The organism is Microbacterium azadirachtae, assembly GCF_000956505.1.
Taxonomy (GTDB): Bacteria; Actinomycetota; Actinomycetes; order Actinomycetales; family Microbacteriaceae; genus Microbacterium; species Microbacterium azadirachtae_A.
This window is the reverse complement of record NZ_JYIX01000040.1, coordinates 150207-169773: the sequence shown is the minus strand read 5'-3', so window position 1 is coordinate 169773 and position 19567 is coordinate 150207. Positions and strand designations below refer to the sequence as shown.

At 70.9% G+C, this 19567-nt stretch carries 17 protein-coding genes, 1 pseudogene and 1 riboswitch; of the genes and pseudogenes, 11 read left to right on the top strand and 7 right to left on the bottom strand.

Annotation, left to right across the window (positions count from 1 at the left end):
* The 4 genes from efeB (at position 1) to RS86_RS18785 (ending at position 4832) form a co-directional block, all read left to right on the top strand.
* Positions 1-1359, top strand: coding sequence for an iron uptake transporter deferrochelatase/peroxidase subunit (efeB, locus tag RS86_RS18800; RefSeq protein ID WP_082076900.1), 1359 nt, complete (start codon positions 1-3; stop codon positions 1357-1359).
* A gap of 194 nt (positions 1360-1553) precedes the next feature.
* The gene (locus tag RS86_RS18795) at positions 1554-2768 is read left to right on the top strand and encodes an LLM class flavin-dependent oxidoreductase (protein ID WP_152642247.1); all 1215 of its coding nucleotides are present in this window, start codon (positions 1554-1556) and stop codon (positions 2766-2768) included.
* A gap of 1 nt (position 2769) precedes the next feature.
* Positions 2770-3414, top strand: a complete 645-nt coding sequence (locus RS86_RS18790; protein ID WP_045273802.1) for an FMN reductase — start codon at positions 2770-2772, stop codon at positions 3412-3414.
* Between the two features lie 65 nt (positions 3415-3479).
* Entirely contained in the window at positions 3480-4832 is a 1353-nt protein-coding gene (locus RS86_RS18785) for an FAD-binding oxidoreductase (protein ID WP_052680387.1), read from the top strand.
* Between the two features lie 62 nt (positions 4833-4894).
* Here the strand turns inward: RS86_RS18785 and RS86_RS18780 are convergent.
* The 3 genes and pseudogenes from RS86_RS18780 to RS86_RS18770 form a co-directional block, all read right to left on the bottom strand.
* Positions 4895-5335 (bottom strand): annotated as a pseudogene (locus tag RS86_RS18780) (6,7-dimethyl-8-ribityllumazine synthase); the annotation flags it as partial.
* A gap of 7 nt (positions 5336-5342) precedes the next feature.
* A riboswitch (FMN riboswitch) is annotated at positions 5343-5488 on the bottom strand.
* 60 nt (positions 5489-5548) lie between these two features.
* Positions 5549-6241 carry a response regulator gene (locus RS86_RS18775; protein ID WP_045273800.1) on the bottom strand — a complete coding sequence of 231 codons (693 nt, stop codon included), beginning with the start codon at positions 6239-6241 and terminating at the stop codon, positions 5549-5551.
* Positions 6238-7533: an ATP-binding protein gene (locus RS86_RS18770; protein WP_045273977.1), complete on the bottom strand. Its 1296-nt coding sequence runs from the start codon at positions 7531-7533 to the stop codon at positions 6238-6240. The genes RS86_RS18775 and RS86_RS18770 overlap by 4 nt, the downstream gene beginning before the upstream one ends.
* A 179-nt stretch (positions 7534-7712) precedes the next feature.
* Between RS86_RS18770 and RS86_RS18765 the strand changes: the two genes are divergently transcribed.
* Together RS86_RS18765 and RS86_RS18760 are read left to right on the top strand one after the other, a co-directional pair.
* Positions 7713-9167: a cation:dicarboxylate symporter family transporter gene (locus RS86_RS18765; RefSeq protein ID WP_045273799.1), complete on the top strand. Its 1455-nt coding sequence runs from the start codon at positions 7713-7715 to the stop codon at positions 9165-9167.
* 107 nt (positions 9168-9274) lie between these two features.
* Entirely contained in the window at positions 9275-9760 is a 486-nt protein-coding gene (locus tag RS86_RS18760) for an SRPBCC family protein (protein ID WP_045273798.1), read from the top strand.
* Between the two features lie 12 nt (positions 9761-9772).
* Here RS86_RS18760 and RS86_RS18755 read toward each other — a convergent pair whose 3' ends face one another.
* Together RS86_RS18755 and RS86_RS20695 are read right to left on the bottom strand one after the other, a co-directional pair.
* Positions 9773-10963 (bottom strand): coiled-coil domain-containing protein, encoded by a 1191-nt coding sequence (locus tag RS86_RS18755; RefSeq protein WP_235281834.1) that lies wholly within the window; start codon positions 10961-10963, stop codon positions 9773-9775.
* A 110-nt stretch (positions 10964-11073) separates the two neighbouring features.
* Complete coding sequence (locus RS86_RS20695; RefSeq protein ID WP_160299713.1) at positions 11074-11244, bottom strand: DUF5302 domain-containing protein; 171 nt, start codon at positions 11242-11244, stop codon at positions 11074-11076.
* Positions 11245-11430: 186 nt separating this feature from the next.
* Between RS86_RS20695 and RS86_RS18750 the strand changes: the two genes are divergently transcribed.
* The 5 genes from RS86_RS18750 to RS86_RS18730 all read left to right on the top strand — a co-directional run bounded on the left by RS86_RS18750 (position 11431) and on the right by RS86_RS18730 (position 18178).
* Complete coding sequence (locus RS86_RS18750; protein WP_235281833.1) at positions 11431-13356, top strand: GDSL-type esterase/lipase family protein; 1926 nt, start codon at positions 11431-11433, stop codon at positions 13354-13356.
* A 116-nt stretch (positions 13357-13472) separates the two neighbouring features.
* On the top strand, positions 13473-15749 hold the full coding sequence (locus RS86_RS18745; RefSeq protein WP_045273795.1) for a polyribonucleotide nucleotidyltransferase: 2277 nt from the start codon (positions 13473-13475) through the stop codon (positions 15747-15749).
* A gap of 204 nt (positions 15750-15953) precedes the next feature.
* The gene (locus RS86_RS18740) at positions 15954-17006 is read left to right on the top strand and encodes an aldo/keto reductase (protein ID WP_045273794.1); all 1053 of its coding nucleotides are present in this window, start codon (positions 15954-15956) and stop codon (positions 17004-17006) included.
* 84 nt (positions 17007-17090) lie between these two features.
* Positions 17091-17693: a histidine phosphatase family protein gene (locus RS86_RS18735; protein WP_045273793.1), complete on the top strand. Its 603-nt coding sequence runs from the start codon at positions 17091-17093 to the stop codon at positions 17691-17693.
* A gap of 11 nt (positions 17694-17704) precedes the next feature.
* Entirely contained in the window at positions 17705-18178 is a 474-nt protein-coding gene (locus RS86_RS18730; protein WP_152642235.1) for a hypothetical protein, read from the top strand.
* Between the two features lie 12 nt (positions 18179-18190).
* On the opposite strand, the gene RS86_RS18725 is transcribed toward RS86_RS18730, so the two are convergent.
* Positions 18191-18625, bottom strand: a complete 435-nt coding sequence (locus RS86_RS18725) for a pyrimidine dimer DNA glycosylase/endonuclease V (protein ID WP_045273791.1) — start codon at positions 18623-18625, stop codon at positions 18191-18193.
* Between the two features lie 67 nt (positions 18626-18692).
* Positions 18693-19445 carry a GNAT family N-acetyltransferase gene (locus tag RS86_RS20225; protein ID WP_082076899.1) on the bottom strand — a complete coding sequence of 251 codons (753 nt, stop codon included), beginning with the start codon at positions 19443-19445 and terminating at the stop codon, positions 18693-18695.
* Positions 19446-19567: the final 122 nt, after the last annotated feature.

Sequence of the window (19567 nt, the reverse complement as noted above, 5' to 3'; positions counted from 1 at the left end):
ATGACGGTCCCTGAGTCCGAGGGAGGATCCGACCGGCCCTCCGCGGCCGCGCCGGAAGAGTCGTCGACCGCCGACGCGCGTGCCGCGTCTCCCGAGGGCGCCGTGCCGGAGGGCGCGGCACCGCGCACCGGCATCAGCCGGCGCGGCCTGATCGGCTGGGCGCTCGGCAGCGGTGTTGCGGGCATCGCCGTCGGAGCCGGGGGTGCGGCCGCCGTCGTCGCGACCGGGGTGCTGGGCGGATCCGCTCCCGCGGACGAGTACGCCTTCGAAGGCGCCCATCAGGCCGGGATCACCACGCGCGTGCAGGAGCACCTGCATTTCGCGAGCTTCGACATGATGCCGCGCGCGAGCCGTGACGACCTCGTCTCGCTCCTGCAGGACTGGAGCTACGCGGCGTCGCGGCTCACGAAGGGTCTCGACGTGAGCGCCTCGGGCGCCGTCGGGGGCTCTCCGGAGGCGCCGCCGGACGACACCGGCGAGGCGCAGGGTCTCACCGCAGCGGGTCTCACGATCACTTTCGGGCTCGGCCCGTCGCTCTTCCTCGCGGAAGGCGACCGGTTCGGCATCGCGGACCGGCGGCCGTCCGCGCTCGCCGATCTGCCCGGGTTCCTCGGCGACGCCCTGGACGCCGGCTACACGGGCGGCGACCTCTGCATCCAGGCCTGCGCCGATGACCCGCAGGTCGCGGTGCACGCCGTGCGCAACCTCAGCCGGATCGCGTTCGGCCGCGCCAGGCTGCGCTGGTCGCAGCTCGGATTCGGGCGCACCTCGCGCACCGCCGCCGATCAGCAGACCCCGCGCAACCTCTTCGGCTACAAGGACGGCACCGCGAACATCCTCGCCGACGACGCGCAGGCCCTCGACGAGCACGTCTGGGTGGGGGAGAAGGACGAGCCCGCGTGGATGTCCGGCGGGTCGTATCTCGTCGCGCGCAAGATCGCGATGCTCATCGAGACCTGGGATCGGCTGCGCCTCGCCGAGCAGGATCGCACCATCGGCCGGGTCAAGGGCAGCGGAGCGCCCCTTTCGGGCGGCGGCGAGATCACGGAGCCGGTGTTCTCCGGCTCGGCGATCGACGAGAACTCGCACGTGCGCCTCGCGCACCCGAAGGTCAACGACGGCATCCGGATCCTCCGCCGCGGCTACAACTACGTCGACGGCAACAACGAGCTGGGCCGCCTCGACGCCGGCCTGTTCTTCCTCTCCTACCAGCGCTCGCCCGAGCAGTTCGTGACGCTGCAGAAGCGGCTGTCGACCGATCTCATGAGCGAGTACATCAAGCACATCGGATCCGGCATCTGGGCCGTTCCGCCCGGTGCGCGGCAGGGCTCCTACGTCGGCGCGGCGCTGTTCGCCTGACCCGCGGAGTCCGCCCGGTCTCCGGCGCCGAACGCCCGTCCCCCGGCAGTGCGGGCGCTCCCTCGTCCGCGGACCCCTGGCCGATGTCGCGGATCCCGGGAATACTCCTGGGAGAAGGATGTTTCATCAGATACATTCAAGTGAATAGAAATCTGAAGGAGACAGCAGTGAGCGAGTCGAGCACCTGGTCGGGCATGCAGTTCGGCCTCATGTCGGTCAGCGACATCACCCGCAACCCGGTCACGGGGGAGACCCCGAGCGAGCGCGAGCGGATCCAGAACACCCTCACGATCGCGAAGCACGCGGAAGAGGTCGGCCTCGACGTCTTCGCGATCGGCGAGCACCACAACCCGCCGTTCTGGTCGTCCAGCCCGACGACGTTCCTCGCCGCGCTCGCCGCGCAGACCGAGCGTCTGATCGTCTCGACCTCCACGACGCTCATCACCACGAACGACCCGGTGAAGATCGCCGAGGACTACGCGATGCTGCAGCATGTGTCCGGCGGCCGCATGGACCTCATGATGGGCCGCGGCAACACCGGCCCCGTCTACCCCTGGTTCGGCAAGGACATCCGTCAGGGCCTGCCGCTCGCGATCGAGAACTACGCTCTCCTGCACGAGCTGTGGACGAACGACGTCGTGGACTGGGAGGGCAAGTTCCGCACCTCGCTGCAGGGCTTCACGTCCACTCCTCGCCCGCTCGACGGCATCGCGCCGTTCGTGTGGCACGGCTCCATCCGCACGCCCGAGATCGCCGAGCAGGCCGCCTACTACGGCGACGGATTCTTCGCGAACAACATCTTCTGGCCGAAGGAGCACTACCAGCGCCTGATCGAGCTGTACCGGCAGCGCTTCGCGCACTACGGCCACGGCACCGCGGAGCAGGCGATCGTCGGGCTCGGCGGCCAGGCGTTCATCCGCCCGAACTCTCAGGACGCGGTGAACGAGTTCCGTCCCTACTTCGACAACGCCCCGGTCTACGGCCACGGCCCGTCGATGGAGGACTTCACGGAGATGACCCCGCTCACGGTCGGATCCCCGCAGCAGGTCATCGACCGCTACGCCGCGATGCGCGACCACTACGGCGACTACCAGCGTCAGCTGTTCCTCATGGACCACGCCGGCCTGCCGCTGAAGACCGTGCTCGAGCAGATCGACCTGCTCGGCGGCGAGGTCGTGCCGGTGCTCCGCAAGGAGCTCGCGCAGAACCGCCCGGAGACCGTGCCGGATGCCCCGACCCACGCAGCCCGTGTCAAGGCCGTGTACGGCGACGGCCCGGCGCGCGAGGCGCGCCCCGGCGCGAACCGCGGAGACAACCTCACCGCGGGCTCGCCCTACCAGGACGGCGGCGCGATTCCGGCCGCGGCAGGCTCCTCGTTCGGGACCGCGGCCACGAAGGGGGCGAACTGAGATGGGCGCCCGTCGCATCGCGGTGATCTCCGCAGGGCTCAGCAACCCGTCCTCGACGCGCATGCTCGCCGACCGCCTCGCGGCGGAGACCGCGCGCCGGCTCACCGAGCTCGGCTCCGAGGTCGGCGTCGACGTGATCGAGCTGCGCGACCTCGCGCACGACATCACGAACAACCTGCTCACCGGGTTCGCCCCGCCCGCGCTGGACTCGGCGATCAACACGGTGATCTCGGCCGACGGCCTGATCGCCGTCACGCCGATCTTCTCCACGAGCTACTCGGGCCTGTTCAAGTCGTTCATCGACGTGCTCGACCCGGACGCGCTCGCAGGCAAGCCCGTCCTGATCGGCGCGAACGCCGGAACCGCGCGGCACTCGCTCGCGATCGACTACGCGATCCGCCCGCTGTTCACCTACCTGCACGCCGAGCCCGTCCCCACGGGCGTCTTCGCGGCATCCAGCGACTGGGGGGCGAACGCCGACGAGGTGGCCCCGCTCAGCACGCGGGTCGAGCGCGGAGCGCGGGAGCTCGCAGAGGCGATGGCCCGACGCGAGCCCGCAGCCGACAAGGATCCCTTCGACCCGGGAAACTACCTCGGCGAAGGACGCTCGTTCGGGCACCTGCTGGGCGGTCTCGCGGGGGAGTAGACCTGCGCAGGCACAAGGGGCGTGACGTCGCCGGGAATGTCCGTGGGGCATCCTAGGGTGGCGTCATGCCCCTTCTCTCTGCATTCGACACTCTCGACCGTGCGCTGGACGGAACCCTTCTACTCCCCTCGGACGACGGATTCGACGCCGCTCGCCGCCCGTGGAACCTCTCGATCGACCAGGTCCCCGCGGCGGTCGCGACGCCCGCGGGCCTCGACGATCTTCGTCTGATCCTCGCGGCCGCGCGTGAGGCCGGAACGCCGATCGCCGTGCAGCCGAGCGGCCACGGCGCCTCCGGCGACCTGGCCGGGGCCGTGATCGTCCGGACCGCGGCGTTCGACCGGCTCGACATCGACCTCGCGGCCGGCGTGGTCGTCGTCGGCAGCGGTGTGCGCTGGGGCGCCGTCGTCGATGCGCTCGAAGGCACCGGGTGGGCGGCTCCCGCAGGAACGAGCCCCGTCGTGTCGGTCGCGGGCTACACGCTCGGCGGCGGTCACTCCTGGTTCAGCCGCACGGCGGGTCTGGGTTCCGACAACCTGCGCGCCGCGTGGGTGCTGCGACCAGACGGCACGCATGAGCGGATCGACGACGACAGCGACGGCGAGGCGATGTGGGCGCTGCGCGGAGCGGGCGGCGTCGTGGGCGTCGTCACCGCGCTCGAGATCGATCTCGTCCGCGCCCCGGCGCAGTGGGGCGCCTCGCTGACCTTCGACGCGGCCGACTCCGCCGCGGTGATCCGCGCCGTGCGGGATCTCGCCGCCGTCGCGCCGTCGACGCTCAACGTGTTCACGAGCTCCATGCGGATGCCCGACGCGCCGATGCTGCCGGAGGCGATCCGCGGCAAGAGCTACGTGACGGTGCAGGCACTGTCCTCCGACGGCGCCGCCGAAGCACTCCTCGACGGGGTGCGGCGTGCCGGCACCGTGCAGCGCGAGACCGCGGGACCGACCTCGCTCGCCGCGCTCGCCGCCGCCTCGGGGGAGCCGACCGATCCGACGCCGGGCCGGGGCGCCTCCGCTGCTCTCGACCGGCTCGACGACGCCACGATCGATGCGCTGGTCGACTTCCGTCACGCACCTGCCCAGTCGACGATCATCGGGATCGACCTGCGGATGCTGGGCGGAGCACTCGACGCTCCGCGCCGTTCCGGCTTCGCCTCCCTGGCGTCGGCGGGCTGGCTCCTGCACGCGCTCGTGCCGAACTTCCCCGGCGCACCGGCCGAGCCCGGCGACGCCAGCATCGCGGGGCTCCGCGAGCTGCTCGCTCCGGTCGCCGCCGAGCGGACGGTCCCGACGTTCCTCACGCCGGGGCAGTCGCTCGAACGGTGCGCCACGGCGTCCGACATCGACCGGCTGCGTGCGGTGCGCGCGAGCGCCGATCCCGACGGCGTGCTGCACGAAGGACGCCTGCCGCGCTGAGTCCGCCTCGACGGCGGACTCGGCGACGGCGGACGTGCCAGGGGCAGGGCCTCGCGGGTCGGTCAGCCGATCGCGGCGAGGCTCTGCACCGTGGCGGACACGGCCTCGGCGAGTTCCCGGCCCTTCACGGCGAAGTGACGCCGGAAGTAGTCCTGGTGCTCGTCGTGCTCGTGGAAGTGGTGCGGCGTGAGCACGGCGGAGAACACCGGCACGTCGGTGTCCAGCTGAACGCGCATGAGCGCGTCGACGACGGATCCGGCGACGAAGTCGTGCCGGTAGATCCCGCCGTCCACGACGAGCGCACTCGTCGCGATGGCAGCGTAGCGGCCGGTGCGCGCGAGGCGCTGCGCGTGCAGCGGAATCTCGAACGCGCCGGGAACGCGGTGCACGTCGACCTGGTCGATGCCGAGGTCGGCGAGACGCTCGATGAAGGCGGAAACGGCCTGCTCGACGATCTCGGCGTGCCACTGCGCGGCGACGATGGCGATTCTGGGCATGGTGGACTGCTCCTTCTGTCCTCTCTCATCCGGACTGTGACCGTCGGCTCCGGAATCGCACCGGATCGGCGGTCCCCACCATGGGGACCGTTCGCGGGCTCGCGCGGACCATGCCGCGACACCGCCGGTGGGGACTTTCACCCCGCCCTGAGGACAGGACGACGCTATCATCGCGCCGCCAGCGGCCCGACCACGGTGCCGGTGGCAGGCTGGGGAGCATCAGCGCGGCGGCGCGGCAGAACCGGCCAGGCGGTAGGCCGTCTCAGGCCGGCCCGGGGCGCCGTAGCGCGGGGCGCGGATCGCGACCTGCTGGGCGACGAGGTGCTCCAGGTAGCGGCGTGCGGTGACCCGGGAGACGCCGACGAGAGGCGCCGCCTCCGCGGCCGAGAGATCGCCGTGCGCGCGCAGCACCGCTGTCACCACCTGCAGCGTCTCGGCGGCGAGACCCTTCGGCAGGGCGATGGCGCCGGTCGCGGGCCCTCCGATCAGGGCATCGATCTCCTCCTGGCTGGCGGCGCCCGCCAGCGCGACCGCGCGTTCGTGGCGGTCGCGGAACTGCAGCAGACGATCGCGGAAGACGGCGAACGGGAACGGCTTGAGCAGGTACTGGGCGACGCCCAGGGCCGACATCCGTCGCACGGCCTCGACGTCGCGCACGCTGGTCACCGCGATCACGTCGATCGCGCTGCCCGCGCCGCGGATGCGCCGCAGCACGTCGATGCCGGAGCCGTCGGGCATGGTGAGATCCAGCAGCACCAGATCGATCCGCTCCGCATCGGCGGTGAGCGCGTTCAGCGCGGCGCGGACGCCGGTGCACTCGCCCACGACCTCGAACCCCTCGAGCCGCGCGATGTACGCCGCGTGAAGTTCGAGCGTGAGCGGGTCGTCGTCCACGAGCAGGACGCCGATCATCCGATGTTCCTCTCCGTCGGGACGCCGGGCAGCGTCACCCGGAACGACGTCGGCTCGGCGGAGAGTTCGACGCTCCCGCCCGCGGCCGTCACGATGTCGCGCACGAGGGCGAGTCCCACCCCGCGGCCAGAGCGGTCGCTCGGCTTGGTGGAGAAGCCGTGCTCGAAGATCCGCTCGCGGAGGTTCGAGGGGATTCCGGGGCCGCCGTCCGAGACCGTGATCGCGATGGCTCCGCCGCCCGCCGCGGTCACGTCGACCCGTACCCAGCGGTCGCCGCCCGACTCCGCCTGACGGGCGGCGTCGAGCGCGTTGTCGATGAGGTTCCCCACCACCGCGACCGCATCGACGGGCGTCAGATCCACGCGGGGAGCGGCAGGATCCACGTGCACCTGCCAGCGCACGCCGCGCTCCTTCGCCTGCGAGGCCTTGCCCAGCAGCAGCGCGCCGAGCGTCGGATCCCCGTCGCGCAAAGTCATCTGATCGATCACGGACTGGCCCTGCAGGGACGCTTCGGACAGCAGCGCGATCGCCTCCTCGCGGCGGTCGAGCTCCAGCAGCGACAGTGCGGTGTGCAGGCGGTTGCCGTGCTCGTGCGTCTGCGCCCGCAGCGCCTCGCCGAGCGTGCGCACCGACTCGTAGCCGGCGACCGCCTCGCGCACGTCTCGCGCCTCGAGATCGCCGGTGATGCGCCGCGTCGCGAGTCGCGCGAGCACCGCTCCGGCCGCGCCCAGCGCCACGACCGCGAGGGTCAGCAGCACGATCACAGGCAGGCGTCGGAGCAGAGCCCCGGCCAGCGACTCCACGGTCACGCCCGCCGACACCCAGCCGACGATCGCACCGCCGGCGTCGTGGACGGGGGCGATCGTGCGCACCGACGGGCCGAGCGTGCCCGTGTACTGCTCGGTCAGCGTGCGGCCGTCGGCGGGGATCGTGCCCAGGTACTTCTCGCCGATGCGCGCGGGATCCGGATGCGTGAGGCGCACGCCTTCACTGTCCATGACGGTGATGAAGTCCAGCCCTGCTCCGGTGCGCACGGACTCGACGTACGCGCGCAGCGCGTCCTCCGCGGAGGGGCGGTCGGTCGCGGTCACGGCCGCTTCGATCGCGGGTGCCGCGGAGAGCGCGTGCGCGATCGCCGCGGTGACGTGCTCGGCCTCCTGCCGTGCCGAGGTCTGTGCCTCCCAGGTGAGGAACACCCCGATCGCCGCGCCGATCAGCAGGACGGATGCGATCAGCAGCGCGAACACGCGCGATGCGGCACTGCGCACTCCGCCGCGTCTTTTCGTCGCCATCGCCGATCCGACCTCCTCAGCCAGTATGCGCGAGGTCGTGCCGCGCGCGGCGGCCTGCACCGGATCCGTGCCGGTTTCAATACGACCAGAACTCGCCGCGCGGCGCGGCCGGTCCGCACGATGGTCGACACGGCCCGCCCACTGTGGTGCGGTGTCCGGTTCACTCAGCGGAGGCGATGATGGCTCTCACCGAAGGTTTCACTCTCCCGCGGCACGATTGGCGCCGCGGCAAGAACTCCTGGGACAAGCACACCTGGCTCTATGTGTCCGTGCTCATCGCGGTGGGCCTCGGGATCGCGGTGGGCCTCGTGTTCCCGCAGTTCGCGCAGGGCCTCGAACCCATCGGCAAGGGCTTCGTGAGCCTCATCAAGATGATGATCGCGCCGATCATCTTCTGCACGATCGTGATCGGCGTCGGATCCATCGCCAAGGCGGCGACGGTCGGCAAGATCGGCGGACTCGCGCTCCTCTACTTCATGGTGATGTCGACGTTCGCGCTCGCGATCGGCCTGGTCGTGGGCAACATCATCCACCCCGGTGAGGGACTGCACATGGCGGGCGCGACCTACCAGGCGGCCACGACCGAGGCGAAGACGACGCAGGACTTCATCCTCGGCATCATCCCGGCCACGTTCTTCGGCGCCTTCACCGGTGAGAGCGTGCTGCAGGTCCTCTTCATCGCGCTGCTCGTCGGGTTCGCGCTGCAGGGCCTGGGGGAGCGCGGCGCCCCCATCATGGGGGCGATCAAGCAGCTGCAGACGCTCGTGTTCCGCGTGCTCGGGATGATCCTGTGGCTCGCCCCGCTCGGCGCATTCGGCGCGATCGCCGCCGTGGTCGGCAAGACGGGCGTCGCCGCGATCTGGAGCCTCGGGATCCTTCTCGGGGCGTTCTACCTCACGTGCATCGTGTTCATCGTCGTGGTGCTCGGCGGCGTGCTGCTGCTCGTGGCCCGCGTGAACATCTTCCAGCTGATGAAGTACCTGGCGCGCGAGTACCTGCTGATCGTCGGCACCTCGTCGTCCGAGTCCGCGCTGCCCCGGCTGATCGCCAAGATGGAGCACCTGGGGGTGGCGAAGCCCGTGGTGGGCATCACGGTGCCGACGGGATACTCGTTCAACCTCGACGGCACCGCGATCTACCTGACGATGGCGTCGCTGTTCATCGCGACGGGCCTGGGCCAGCCGATGTCGATCCCCGAGCAGATCGGTCTGCTCGTCTTCATGATCATCGCGAGCAAGGGCGCCGCGGGTGTCACCGGCGCCGGGCTCGCGACGCTGGCCGGCGGCCTGCAGGCGTATCGTCCCGACCTCGTGAACGGCGTCGGGGTGATCGTGGGCATCGACCGCTTCATGTCGGAGGGACGCGCGCTGACCAACTTCACCGGCAATGCGGTCGCGACGATCCTCATCGGCACCTGGACGAAGCAGATCGACACGGAGCAGGTGCGTCAGGTGCTCTCCGGTGCGCGTCCGTTCGACGAGTCGACTCTGGACGGCGTGGGACACGACGCGCTCCCCGCTGCGCAGAACACGGCAGCGTCGGAGCCGGTCAGCACCGAGACCCTCGGGCGTGCCGCGGTCGAGGAGATGGCCGCGAAGCAGGAGCGGGCCCGCGCTCGCGCCGGCCGCAACTGATCCGGGTCCGCCGTCGGGCCGGAGCGGGAATGCCGATGACGGCTCCCCGCCCCGGTCCGACGGCCATCGCGTCCCCTCGTCGCGCCCAGGAGCGATAGCGTCGAGTCATGCCCGTCGTCCAGGCCGCCGTCATCGTCCCGATCCCGCCCGCCCTGGCGTATGCGGTGTCGCAGACCACGGGCGAGGTCCGCCGCCGCTGGGACGGCTTCATCCACGCGCAGCACTTCCTGGATGGGGCGATGGCGCCGGCGAAGGGTGTGCGCACGTTCACCCGGCAGCGGTTCGGGCTGTCGATGATCACCCACTACGTCTCCTATGCGCCGCCGACCACCGTGGGGATGGTGATGGAGAAGGGGCCGTGGTTCCTCCGCACGCTCGGTGCGGGCTGGCGCTTCGAAGCCGTCGACGGCGGCACCCGCGCCGTCTGGAAGTACAGCTTCACCTGTCGCCCTGCGTGGCTCGCACCGCTCGCGGAACGGATCGGCACGATGGTCCTGGGGCGGGAGATCCGTCGAAGGATCGCGGGCTTCGCGCGCGGCTGTGCGGATCCGGTCGTGCTCGATGCCGCCCGTGCGGCGCTCGAGGAGAGCTGAGACCGCGCCCGCTCAGTACCAGTTGTTGGCGACCTCGTGGGCCCAGGCGCCGCAGGGGGATCCGTAGCGGTCCTGGATGTAGCTGAGGCCCCAGTCGATCTGCGTGTCGCCGTTGGTGCGCCAGTCCGGCCCGGCCGCCGCCATCTTGTCGGCGGGCAGCGCCTGCGGGATCCCGTAGGCGTCGCTGTCGGGGTTCAGGGCGTCCGCGCGCCAGCTCGATTCCTGCATCCACAGCCGGTACAGGCACGAGAACTGGTCCTGGCCCCAGCCGTAGTTGCCGAGCTGGCCTGCGGCGTAGGCCTGGGCGCCGGCGGGATCGACGTTCACGCCGCCTCCGCCGAGGTCGCCGCCCCCCGAGCCGCCGCCGGATCCGCTCGAGGAGGAGGCCGCCGCGGCGTCTGCGGCCGCGGCGGCTTCGCGCTCCTGCTCGGCGACCTGCTGGCCGATCCGGTAGCGCCGCTCGACGTCGGCCGTGGTGTTCTTCAGCGTGGCCAGCTGCGCGTACAGCGTGGTGACGTGGCCTTGCAGGTCGGCGACCGCGGCGGCCTCGGCGTCGGCAGCGGCCTTCGCCTTCTGGGCCGCGTCCTCTGCAGCGGTCGCGAGCGCGTCCCTGGCCGCGCGGGCGGTCTGGGCCTGATCCTCCAGTGACGTCGCGACGCTCTGCGCCTCGAGAGCGCGTTCGCCGAGCTTCGCCCAGGTCGAGTCGAGCTGCTGCAGCACGCCCAGGCGCGTGAGCAGCTGGTCCGGGTTCGCAGACGTGAACAGTCGGGCGGTGAGCGGAGCCGCGGACTCGACGCGGGCGCGGCCGGCGACGACCGCACCGAGCTGCTCATGCGTCTGCTGCACGGCCTGCTCGGCGGCGGAGGCCTGCACGCCCAGTTCGTCCGCGCGCTGCTCGGCCGCGTGCGCATCGGCCCGGGCGGAGTCCGCCGCCTGGCCGGCCTTCATGGCTGCGGTCGACGCGTCCGCGGCCTTCTGCTGCGCCGTGGCGAGCGCGTCGTTGATACGCGTGATCTGATCCTGCGTGGCCTGCTCGTCGCCCTGCGCGTTCTGCACGTCCTGCCACGACGGATAGTCGTCCGCATACGCCGGTGCGGCCACCGCGAGCGGCATCATCAGCAGCACGCCGGCCACCAGCGCCAGGACCGGGCGGGCCATGCGGGCTCTGCGCACCGGTGCGGCAGGGGCGGAAGAAACGATCACCATTCGACGCTAACCCCGCTCGCTGTGGATTCCCACCCCTTCCCGCGGATGCGCGGACGACGAAGGGCGCCGACGATCCCTCGTCGACGCCCTTCGCGGTGGATACGGGATCAGCCGCTCTTGCGGCGGAACTCGCGCCGGGTCTGCGCCCCGTGCGTGCCGTGCACGGCGGAGTCGCCGTTCAGGTGCGCCTCGCCCTGGTGCTGCTGGGCGTTCTTCTTCTCGAGCGCCTCCTTGAACTTGCGCTTCATGTCCGCGGCGGCGGTGTCGTCGGTACTCATGGGCGTCAGCCTAGCGCCGGGGGCGTCCAGGAGTCCTGGAAGAACGCGGCGGGACGGGCAGGGGGCGCGGCGGCGGACACGGGGTGACCGATCGCGGTGCATCCGGTGAACACTCCGTGATGGCGGCCGTTTCCGGCGATGGGAGGCGGAAACGGGCGGGATCCTGATCGCGTGAGAGCAGCGATCGTGACGGAATCCTTCCTCCCGCACATGAACGGTGTGACAGGGAGCGTCCTGCAGATCCTTCGCCACCTCGAGCGACACGGCCACGAGGCCAGGGTGTACGCCCCTGCCGCCGCGGACATGCCGCGCATGATCGGGCACGCCAGAATCGAGGCCATCCCGTCCGTCGCGCTGCCCGGTTATCGCACCGTGCGCGTCGGGACGTCCAGTACGCATCGGCTGTCGGCGTCGCTGGCACGCTTCGCACCGGATGTCGTGCACCTCGCTTCGCCGTTCGCCTTGGGCTGGCGCGGCGCGCTCGCCGCGGAGCGGATCGGGGTGCCCGCGGTCGCCGCCTATCAGACCGACGTCGCCGCCTACGCCGCGCGCTACGGGGTCTCGCTGACGACGGCGCTCGCCGAGGCCCACATCGCGCGGCTGCACCGGCGCGCCACGCTCACCCTCGCCCCCTCGTCTGAATCGGAGGAGCAGCTCGCCCGGCTCGGCGTCGATCGGGTGCGCCGCTGGGGTCGGGGCGTCGATGCCGAGCGCTTCCACCCCGACCGTCGCCTCGGCGCGTGGGAGCACCGCGCCGACGCCGAGGCCGTCGTCGGCTACGTGGGACGCCTCGCCCCGGAGAAGCAGGTCGAGGACCTGCGCGCGCTCGCGGATCTGCCGGGAGTCCGGCTCGTGATCGTCGGCGACGGCCCCTCCCGCCCTCGGCTCGAGTCGCTGCTGCCGGACGCGGTGTTCCTCGGTCATCTCAGCGGCCCGCAGCTCGCGCAGGCCATGGCGTCGTTCGACGTCTTCGTGCATCCCGGCGAGAGCGAGACGTTCGGGCAGACCCTGCAGGAGGCGCACGCGAGCGGGATCCCGGTGGTCGCGACGGGCAGGGGAGGCCCGGTCGATCTGGTGCGCCAGGGAATCGACGGCTGGCTCTACCGCCCGGGCGACCTGGAGGATCTGCGCGAGCGGGTGCGGGATCTCGCCGGCGACGTGCGCAAGCGACAGGCTTTCGGCCGCGCCGGGCGCGAGGCGGTGGAGGGACGCAGCTGGAGCGCGGTGTGCGACCAGCTCCTCGGCCATTTCGTCGAGGCGCAGGAGCTCCACAGGGCCGACGCGGGGCTGCGCGCGCCTCGCGCCGTCCGGCCGGAGCCCACGCCGGCGGGGGAGCGCAAGCACTGGCGCCGCTACATCGCGCTCGGCGACTCGCTCACCGAGGGCCTGTGCGATCCGGGTCCGGAGGGCGAGCTGCGCGGTTGGGCGGACCGGCTCGCGCTGCTCCTGGCCGCGCGGGAGCCCCTCGACTACGCGAACCTCGCGATCCGCTCCAAGCGGGTCGGCGACGTGTGCGGATCCCAGCTGGACCGCGCGTTGCAGCTGCGCCCCGACCTCGTGTCGATCCTGGTGGGAGCCAATGACCTCGTGAAGCAGCGGGTCTCGATCCCGCTCCTCGCGACCCGCCTCGAGGACACCGTGCGGCAGCTGCGCGAGGCGGGCGCCGACGTGCTCCTCGTGACGGCGTTCCTGCCGGGGAACCCTGCCGCCCGCGTCTACGTCCGCCGGTTCTCCGCCTGGGCGACGGCGCTCGCGGGCATCGCCCGGCGTCAGGGCGCGATCCTGCTCGACACCGACCTGCACCCGCAGCTCGCCGAGCGGCCGAACTGGGGGGAGGACCTCGTGCACCTCTCCAGCCGCGGGCACCGCTTCCTCGCCTACCGGGCCGGCGTCGCGCTCGGCGTGCCCCTCGCCGACGAGCTCGGGGCGCTCGACGAGGCCCTGCACGCGGCCGAGCGCACCGGAGCCGGCGTGTGGTGGCGCCGGCACGCGCTGCCGTGGGTCTGGCGCCGCCTGCACGGCCGCGCCGCGGGCGATGGACGCAGCGCGAAGCACCACGACTACGTGCGCCTCGGCCGGGAGCGCGGGGTGCGCGAACCCAGCGAGGTCTGACGTCGCGGACCCAGGCGCGCCGCACTGATAGGATCGAACAGGATGCCTCTGTGCGCATCCGTCCATGCTCGCGCTCCACACGGGAGAGCGAGCCTAAACAAAGAAGGAGAGACCTCTTGGAAGGTCCTGAAATCACCGCCACCGAGGCCGTTCTCGACAACGGCCGCTTCGGCACCCGCACCGTCCGCTTCGAGACGGGTCGTCTCGCGCAGCAGGCGCAGGGCGCGGTCGCCGCTTACCTCGACGAGGAGACGATGCTGCTCTCGGCGACGAGCGCCAGCAAGTCGCCGCGTGAGGGCTTCGACTTCTTCCCGCTGACCGTCGACGTGGAGGAGCGCTCCTACGCCGCCGGCAAGATCCCCGGCTCGTTCTTCCGTCGCGAGGGCCGTCCCTCCACCGAGGCGATCCTCGTCTGCCGTCTGATCGACCGCCCGCTGCGTCCGTCGTTCGTTGACGGCCTGCGCAACGAGGTGCAGATCGTGATCACCGTCCTGAGCATCGCTCCGGGCGAGTACTACGACGCGCTCGCCATCAACGCGGCGTCCGCCTCGACCCAGATCTCGGGTCTGCCGTTCTCCGGCCCGATCGCCGGTGTGCGCCTCGCGTTCATCCCGGGTCACGGCGAGCACGCCGACCAGTGGGTCGCGTTCCCGAACGCGGAGCAGGTCGAGCAGGCCGTCTTCGATCTCGTCGTCGCCGGTCGCGTCGTCACCAAGGGTGACGGCACCGAGGACGTCGCGATCATGATGGTCGAGGCCGAGGCCACCGAGGGCAGCTGGAACCTGATCAAGGCCGGCGCCACCAAGCCCAGCGAGGACATCGTCGCGCAGGGCCTCGAGGCCGCCAAGCCGTTCATCTCGCAGCTGGTCAAGGCTCAGGCCGAGCTCGCCGCGCAGGCGTCGAAGGAGCCGGGCGTGTACCCGGTCTTCCTGCCGTACAGCGAGGGCACGTACGACTTCGTGGCAGAGCGCGCCTACGCCGAGCTCGTCGACGTCTACCAGATCGCCGACAAGCAGGAGCGCCAGAACGCCGACGACGCGATCAAGGACCGCGTCAAGGCCGAGCTCGTCACCGCCGTCGCGGCGGGGGAGCAGCCCGAGGCCGCACTCGCCGAGTTCTCCGGCGCCTACAAGTCGGTCACGAAGAAGATCGTGCGCGGCCGGATCCTCACCGAGGGCGTACGCATCGATGGTCGTGGCCTGGCGGACATCCGTCCGCTCGACGCCGAGGTGCAGGTCATCCCGCGCGTGCACGGCTCCGCGATCTTCCAGCGCGGTGAGACCCAGATCCTGGGCGTCACCACGCTGAACATGCTCAAGATGGAGCAGCAGATCGACTCGCTGTCCCCGACGACGAGCAAGCGCTACATGCACCACTACAACTTCCCGCCCTACTCGACCGGTGAGACCGGCCGCGTGGGTTCGCCGAAGCGTCGCGAGATCGGGCACGGCTTCCTCGCCGAGCGCGCCCTCGTGCCGGTGCTGCCGACGCGCGAGGAGTTCCCGTACGCGATCCGTCAGGTGTCCGAGGCGCTCAGCTCCAACGGATCCACCTCGATGGGCTCCGTCTGCGCCTCGACCCTTTCGCTGCTGAACGCGGGTGTGCCGCTGCGCGCACCGGTCGCCGGCATCGCGATGGGCCTCGTGTCCGACCAGGTCGACGGTGAGACCCGCTACGCGGCGCTCACCGACATCCTGGGCGCCGAGGATGCCCTCGGCGACATGGACTTCAAGGTGGCAGGAACGAGCGAGTTCGTCACCGCGATCCAGCTGGACACGAAGCTCGACGGCATCCCCTCCGAGGTGCTCGCCGGCGCGCTGACCCAGGCCAAGGAGGCGCGCCTCACGATCCTCAACGTGCTGAACGCCGCGATCGACAGCCCGGACGAGATGGCGCCGACCGCGCCGCGCGTGATCAGCGTGCAGATCCCGGTCGACAAGATCGGCGAGCTGATCGGCCCGAAGGGCAAGACGATCAACGCGATCCAGGACGAGACCGGCGCGCAGATCTCCATCGAGGAGGACGGCACCGTCTACATCGGCGCGACCGATGGCCCCTCGGCCGAGGCCGCCCGCGCTCAGGTCAACGCGATCGCGAACCCCACCAACCCGGAGGTCGGCGAGCAGTTCCTGGGCACGGTCGTCAAGATCGCGACCTTCGGTGCGTTCGTCTCCCTGCTCCCGGGCAAGGACGGCCTGCTGCACGTCACCGAGGTGCGCAAGCTCGCCGGTGGCAAGCGCGTGGAGAACGTCGACGACGTCCTCTCCGTCGGCCAGAAGATCCTCGTGAAGATCACGAAGATCGACGACCGCGGCAAGCTCTCGCTCGAGCCCGTCATCGACGAGGCTCCGGCAGAGGGCGCCGAGCCGGTCGCTGAGACCGCCGAGGTTTAAGCCTTCGCACGAAAAGGCCCGTTCTGTCCACCGAAAGGGGGACAGGACGGGCCTTTCGTCGCCTTCGTGACCGAAACGTTACGAGTTGTTCGCCTCCTGGACGACTCAATGAACGGAACTGTCCGAGGCCTCGCTTACTCTCGAAGGGACGCACCGGGGGGTGCGCCACAGAACACAAAACGCAGCAGGCACGGGGGTGATCGCATGCGTCTCTTCAGCGTCGGATCCACAGCAGGATCCGCCATCGGCCATGCCGCACCCGCGGCGACCGGCGCGTCCGCCGTGGTCACGCCCCATCCCTCTGCGCCGATCCCGGTGGTCGGGCCCGGCATAGGGACCAGCCTGCGCGTGCCGCTCGCGGAGACCGGCATCCGCACCTTCCCGCTCATCCTCGGCGGCGCAGAGTTCGGCTGGAACACCGACGCCGACACGGCGCTGCACATCCTCGACCGCTACGCCGATTTCGGCGGCAACGCGGTGCACACGGCCGACAGCTTCGCCGCGGGGCGCAGCGAGCACATCATCGGCCGCTGGCTCGCGACGCGCGGCAACCGCGACGACATCGTCCTGAGCGTGCGCGTCGGCGGACACCCCGACAACCCGGGCATCGGATCGGTGAACCTGGTGCGCGCGGCCGAGGCCTCGCTGACCCGCCTCGGCGTCGAGCGCATCGATGTGCTCTACCTCGACGGCACGGTCGACGACGGCAGCGCCCTCGAGGACACTCTGGCCACCGCCGAATGGCTGGTCGAGACCGGCAAGGTCCGGGCGCTCGGCGCCTTCGGCTTCACCGCGGAGCGGCTCGTCGAGGCTCGCATCCTGGCATCGGCCGGCTACCCGCGCATCGAGGTGCTCGACGAGCCGTACAACCTTCTTCGCCGGACGGGCTTCGAGGGCGACCTCCGGCTCGTCGCCGCGGCGCAGGGGCTGGCCGTCACCCCGTCGCACGCGCTCGAACACGGATTCCTCTCCGGCCGGCACCGCACCAAGCAGTCGCTGCAGGGCGTGCGCGGCATGCAGCTGCGCGGCAACATCAACCGCCGCGGCATCAAGGTGCTGCGGGCGCTCGACATCGCCGCCTCCGAGCTGCAGGTGCCCGTCGCCGCCGTCGCGATCGGCTGGCTGCTCGCGCAGCGCACGATCACGGCACCCATCGTCAACGCGTTCGCCACCGACCAGGTCGACGAACTGATGCAGGGCGCGGGCGTCGCCCTCGGTCGCGCGCAGCTGGCCGAGCTCACCCGGGCTGCGAGCTGACCGGACCGGTCATTCGCCGTGTCCGATCTGTGACATAGGCTGGAAGCACCCCGGCCACGGCGCCGGAGACGAGGCGAGCGGGTTGTGACGCATTACATCTATCTGGTCCGGCACGGCGAGCATCAGGACGCCGAGCACGGTCTCGCTGACGGACCTCTCTCGCCGCGTGGACGTCGACAGGCCGCGCTGCTGGCCGATCGTCTGTCCGGCCTGCCGCTCGACGCGATCTGGCACTCTCCGCTGCTGCGCGCCGCTGAGACGGCCCGTGCGATCTCGGAGCGGATCCCCGCTGTCGAGGCGGAGCCGTCCGCCCTGCTGTTCGACTGCGTGCCCACCGGCATGACGGAGGAGACGCCGGCCGTTTTCGAGCCGTTCTTCGGATCCATCACCGACGCGGAGATCGAGGCGGGCCGGGCGCAGATGGGCGACGCTGTGAACGAGTTCCTGGTGCGCAAGCCGGGAGACGTGCACGAGGTGCTCATCACGCACAACTTCGTGATCAGCTGGTTCGTGCGCGAGGTGCTGGAATCCCCGGAGTGGCGCTGGATGACGCTGAACCAGGCCAACTGCGGCCTCACCGTGATCTCACAGAAGCAGGGACGCCCGTGGAGCCTGGTCGCGCACAACGACCTGAGCCATCTCCCGATGGAGCTGCGCACAGGCCTGCCGGATCCGCTCCTGGTCTGACCATGTTCTGGGTGGCATACCGGCAGGTGCTGGGATGGCTGACCGTCCTCGGCGCCGTCATCGGTCTGCTCCTGATGGTCGCAGAGCCGATGGTGCTGCCGCCCGACGATGGCGAAGACAGCCTCTCCGTCCGTGTAGCGCTGGCGTACGCGGGTGCTGCCGTCGGGGCCGTGACGGGACTCGTAGCGGGATCCGGAGTCCTCGCTCTGCTCGGGCCGTGGACCTGGTACGCGGAACGCACGGTGGCGTCGAGAGCCTGGGTCGCAGCGCTCGGAGCAGCCGGTGGAGCGGCGCTGGTCTGGGTCGGCATTGGCCTGCGCACGAACGGAGCGTTCGTGTCGTGGGCGATCTGGCTGCCTCTCTGCGGGGCGTTCGCACTGGTCGCGGCGATCGCCGCAGCGCTCCTCACCGCTCGCGCGTCGCGCAGGGAGGACGACAAGCAGCATCGGTTGCAACAACAGGAGCCGAGCCAGGGCCTTCTGTGATCGTGGGGCCGCTCAGCCGACTCGTTCCCAGTCGGCGATCGGGCCATCCACGACGGTGAACAGAGGATGCGGCGCCGGGAGGGGGAGAGTGCGCCAGCGCTCCCAGAGGTCCGGAGTGCGCACCTCCAGCTTGCGGAGCAGGTGCCCCCACTCGTATTCGAGCTGGCCCCGGGGCACCGGGATGCGTTCGACCGGACCGGTCTTGAGAATCTTCTCCCTCGCGAAGCGGTAGCCACGGGCGTCCGCCTCGTCGACGACGGCAGCAAGATAGTCGCCGATCGCGGCGAGGGGGTCGCGCGTCTCGCGGAAGCGCTGGAGCTGCGGATGGTGCGCATAGCCCCGGCGCGTCGGATCGGCGATGATGGCCTGTGCGAGCAGCCCTTCGCGCCAGCACGCCGTCAGCGCCTGCCGGTCGTAGTGCTGCGGATGAACCGACCACAGCCTCATGCGCGGGTCCCCAGGTCCTTGCGGTACCACCGGGTTGCGTTCGGATTGGCGTAATGCGCTTGACGCGTCAAGTGACCACTCCTCTTCCGACGATCCTCAGTCCTTCAAGCACGTCGAACTCAGTACCGGGCTCGAGTTTGCTGTAGTTGTCTACGTCATAGATCAATTGCAGGATGATGGGGGCCGGTTCGCCAGGGTGAAGCTTGCCTTCCGTAGCACCGAGAAAGATCACGCCCAGATACTCATCGTCGCCAGACACCCGCACGTGTGGGCGGAATCGTCCGTCCAGGAACGCGGGGGCTCTGCGACCGCCCTCCTGGGGCGAGCGCATCGTCACGGTCGCGTTGACCTGGTGCAGCTCCTTGCGGTACCAGCGGCTCGCGTTCGGATTGTCGTTGTAGCGCGGGATCTCGGCGAAGCCGCTGTTGCGGTACAGGTGCCCTGCCGCTTCGAGCGTGTGGTGGGTGTCCAGCACGAGGGCGCCGGCCCCGAAGCCGCGAGCGCGACGCTCGAGTTCGTCCAGCAGCAGGCGGCCCCAGCCTCGGCCGCGGGTCTCCGGGCGCAGGAAGACGTGCTTGATCTCGAACACGTCCGTCTCGCCATCGGGCATCCCGACACGGCGGATCCCGCCGCAGCCGACGATCGCGCCTTCGTCCTCGAGCAGGAGGAAGACGCCGTCCGGGGCCTGGAACGCCGCGGCGGTCGGATAGGTGGGGGAGTAGCCGCCCCCGGGGAACTCCGCCGCGCGCAGCGTGAAGTAGTCGACGAGCACGGCGTGGGCGTCGGCATCTTCGGGGGACGCGATGCGGAACGTGGGCATGATCCGACGGTAATCCATGCTGCAAGGCTGCGGCTCGGACGCGTCGCGAGCCTCGACGACGTGGCGCATCGAGAGCCGCGGCGACCGGCGGCGACCGCGTCGGAGGCGCTGAATAGACTGAG

Coding starts and splice junctions, on each gene's coding strand:
- RS86_RS18770 (WP_045273977.1), bottom strand. CDS start 7,533: ATGGCGACGAAAAGACGCGGCGGAGTGCGCAGTGCCGCATCGCGCGTG.
- RS86_RS18725 (WP_045273791.1), bottom strand. CDS start 18,625: ATGAGGCTGTGGTCGGTTCATCCGCAGCACTACGACCGGCAGGCGCTG.
- RS86_RS18795 (WP_152642247.1), top strand. CDS start 1,554: ATGCAGTTCGGCCTCATGTCGGTCAGCGACATCACCCGCAACCCGGTC.
- RS86_RS18740 (WP_045273794.1), top strand. CDS start 15,954: ATGCGTCTCTTCAGCGTCGGATCCACAGCAGGATCCGCCATCGGCCAT.
- RS86_RS20695 (WP_160299713.1), bottom strand. CDS start 11,244: ATGAGTACCGACGACACCGCCGCCGCGGACATGAAGCGCAAGTTCAAG.
- RS86_RS20225 (WP_082076899.1), bottom strand. CDS start 19,445: ATGCCCACGTTCCGCATCGCGTCCCCCGAAGATGCCGACGCCCACGCC.
- efeB (WP_082076900.1), top strand. CDS start 1: ATGACGGTCCCTGAGTCCGAGGGAGGATCCGACCGGCCCTCCGCGGCC.
- RS86_RS18790 (WP_045273802.1), top strand. CDS start 2,770: ATGGGCGCCCGTCGCATCGCGGTGATCTCCGCAGGGCTCAGCAACCCG.
- RS86_RS18760 (WP_045273798.1), top strand. CDS start 9,275: ATGCCCGTCGTCCAGGCCGCCGTCATCGTCCCGATCCCGCCCGCCCTG.
- RS86_RS18775 (WP_045273800.1), bottom strand. CDS start 6,241: ATGATCGGCGTCCTGCTCGTGGACGACGACCCGCTCACGCTCGAACTT.
- RS86_RS18765 (WP_045273799.1), top strand. CDS start 7,713: ATGGCTCTCACCGAAGGTTTCACTCTCCCGCGGCACGATTGGCGCCGC.
- RS86_RS18785 (WP_052680387.1), top strand. CDS start 3,480: ATGCCCCTTCTCTCTGCATTCGACACTCTCGACCGTGCGCTGGACGGA.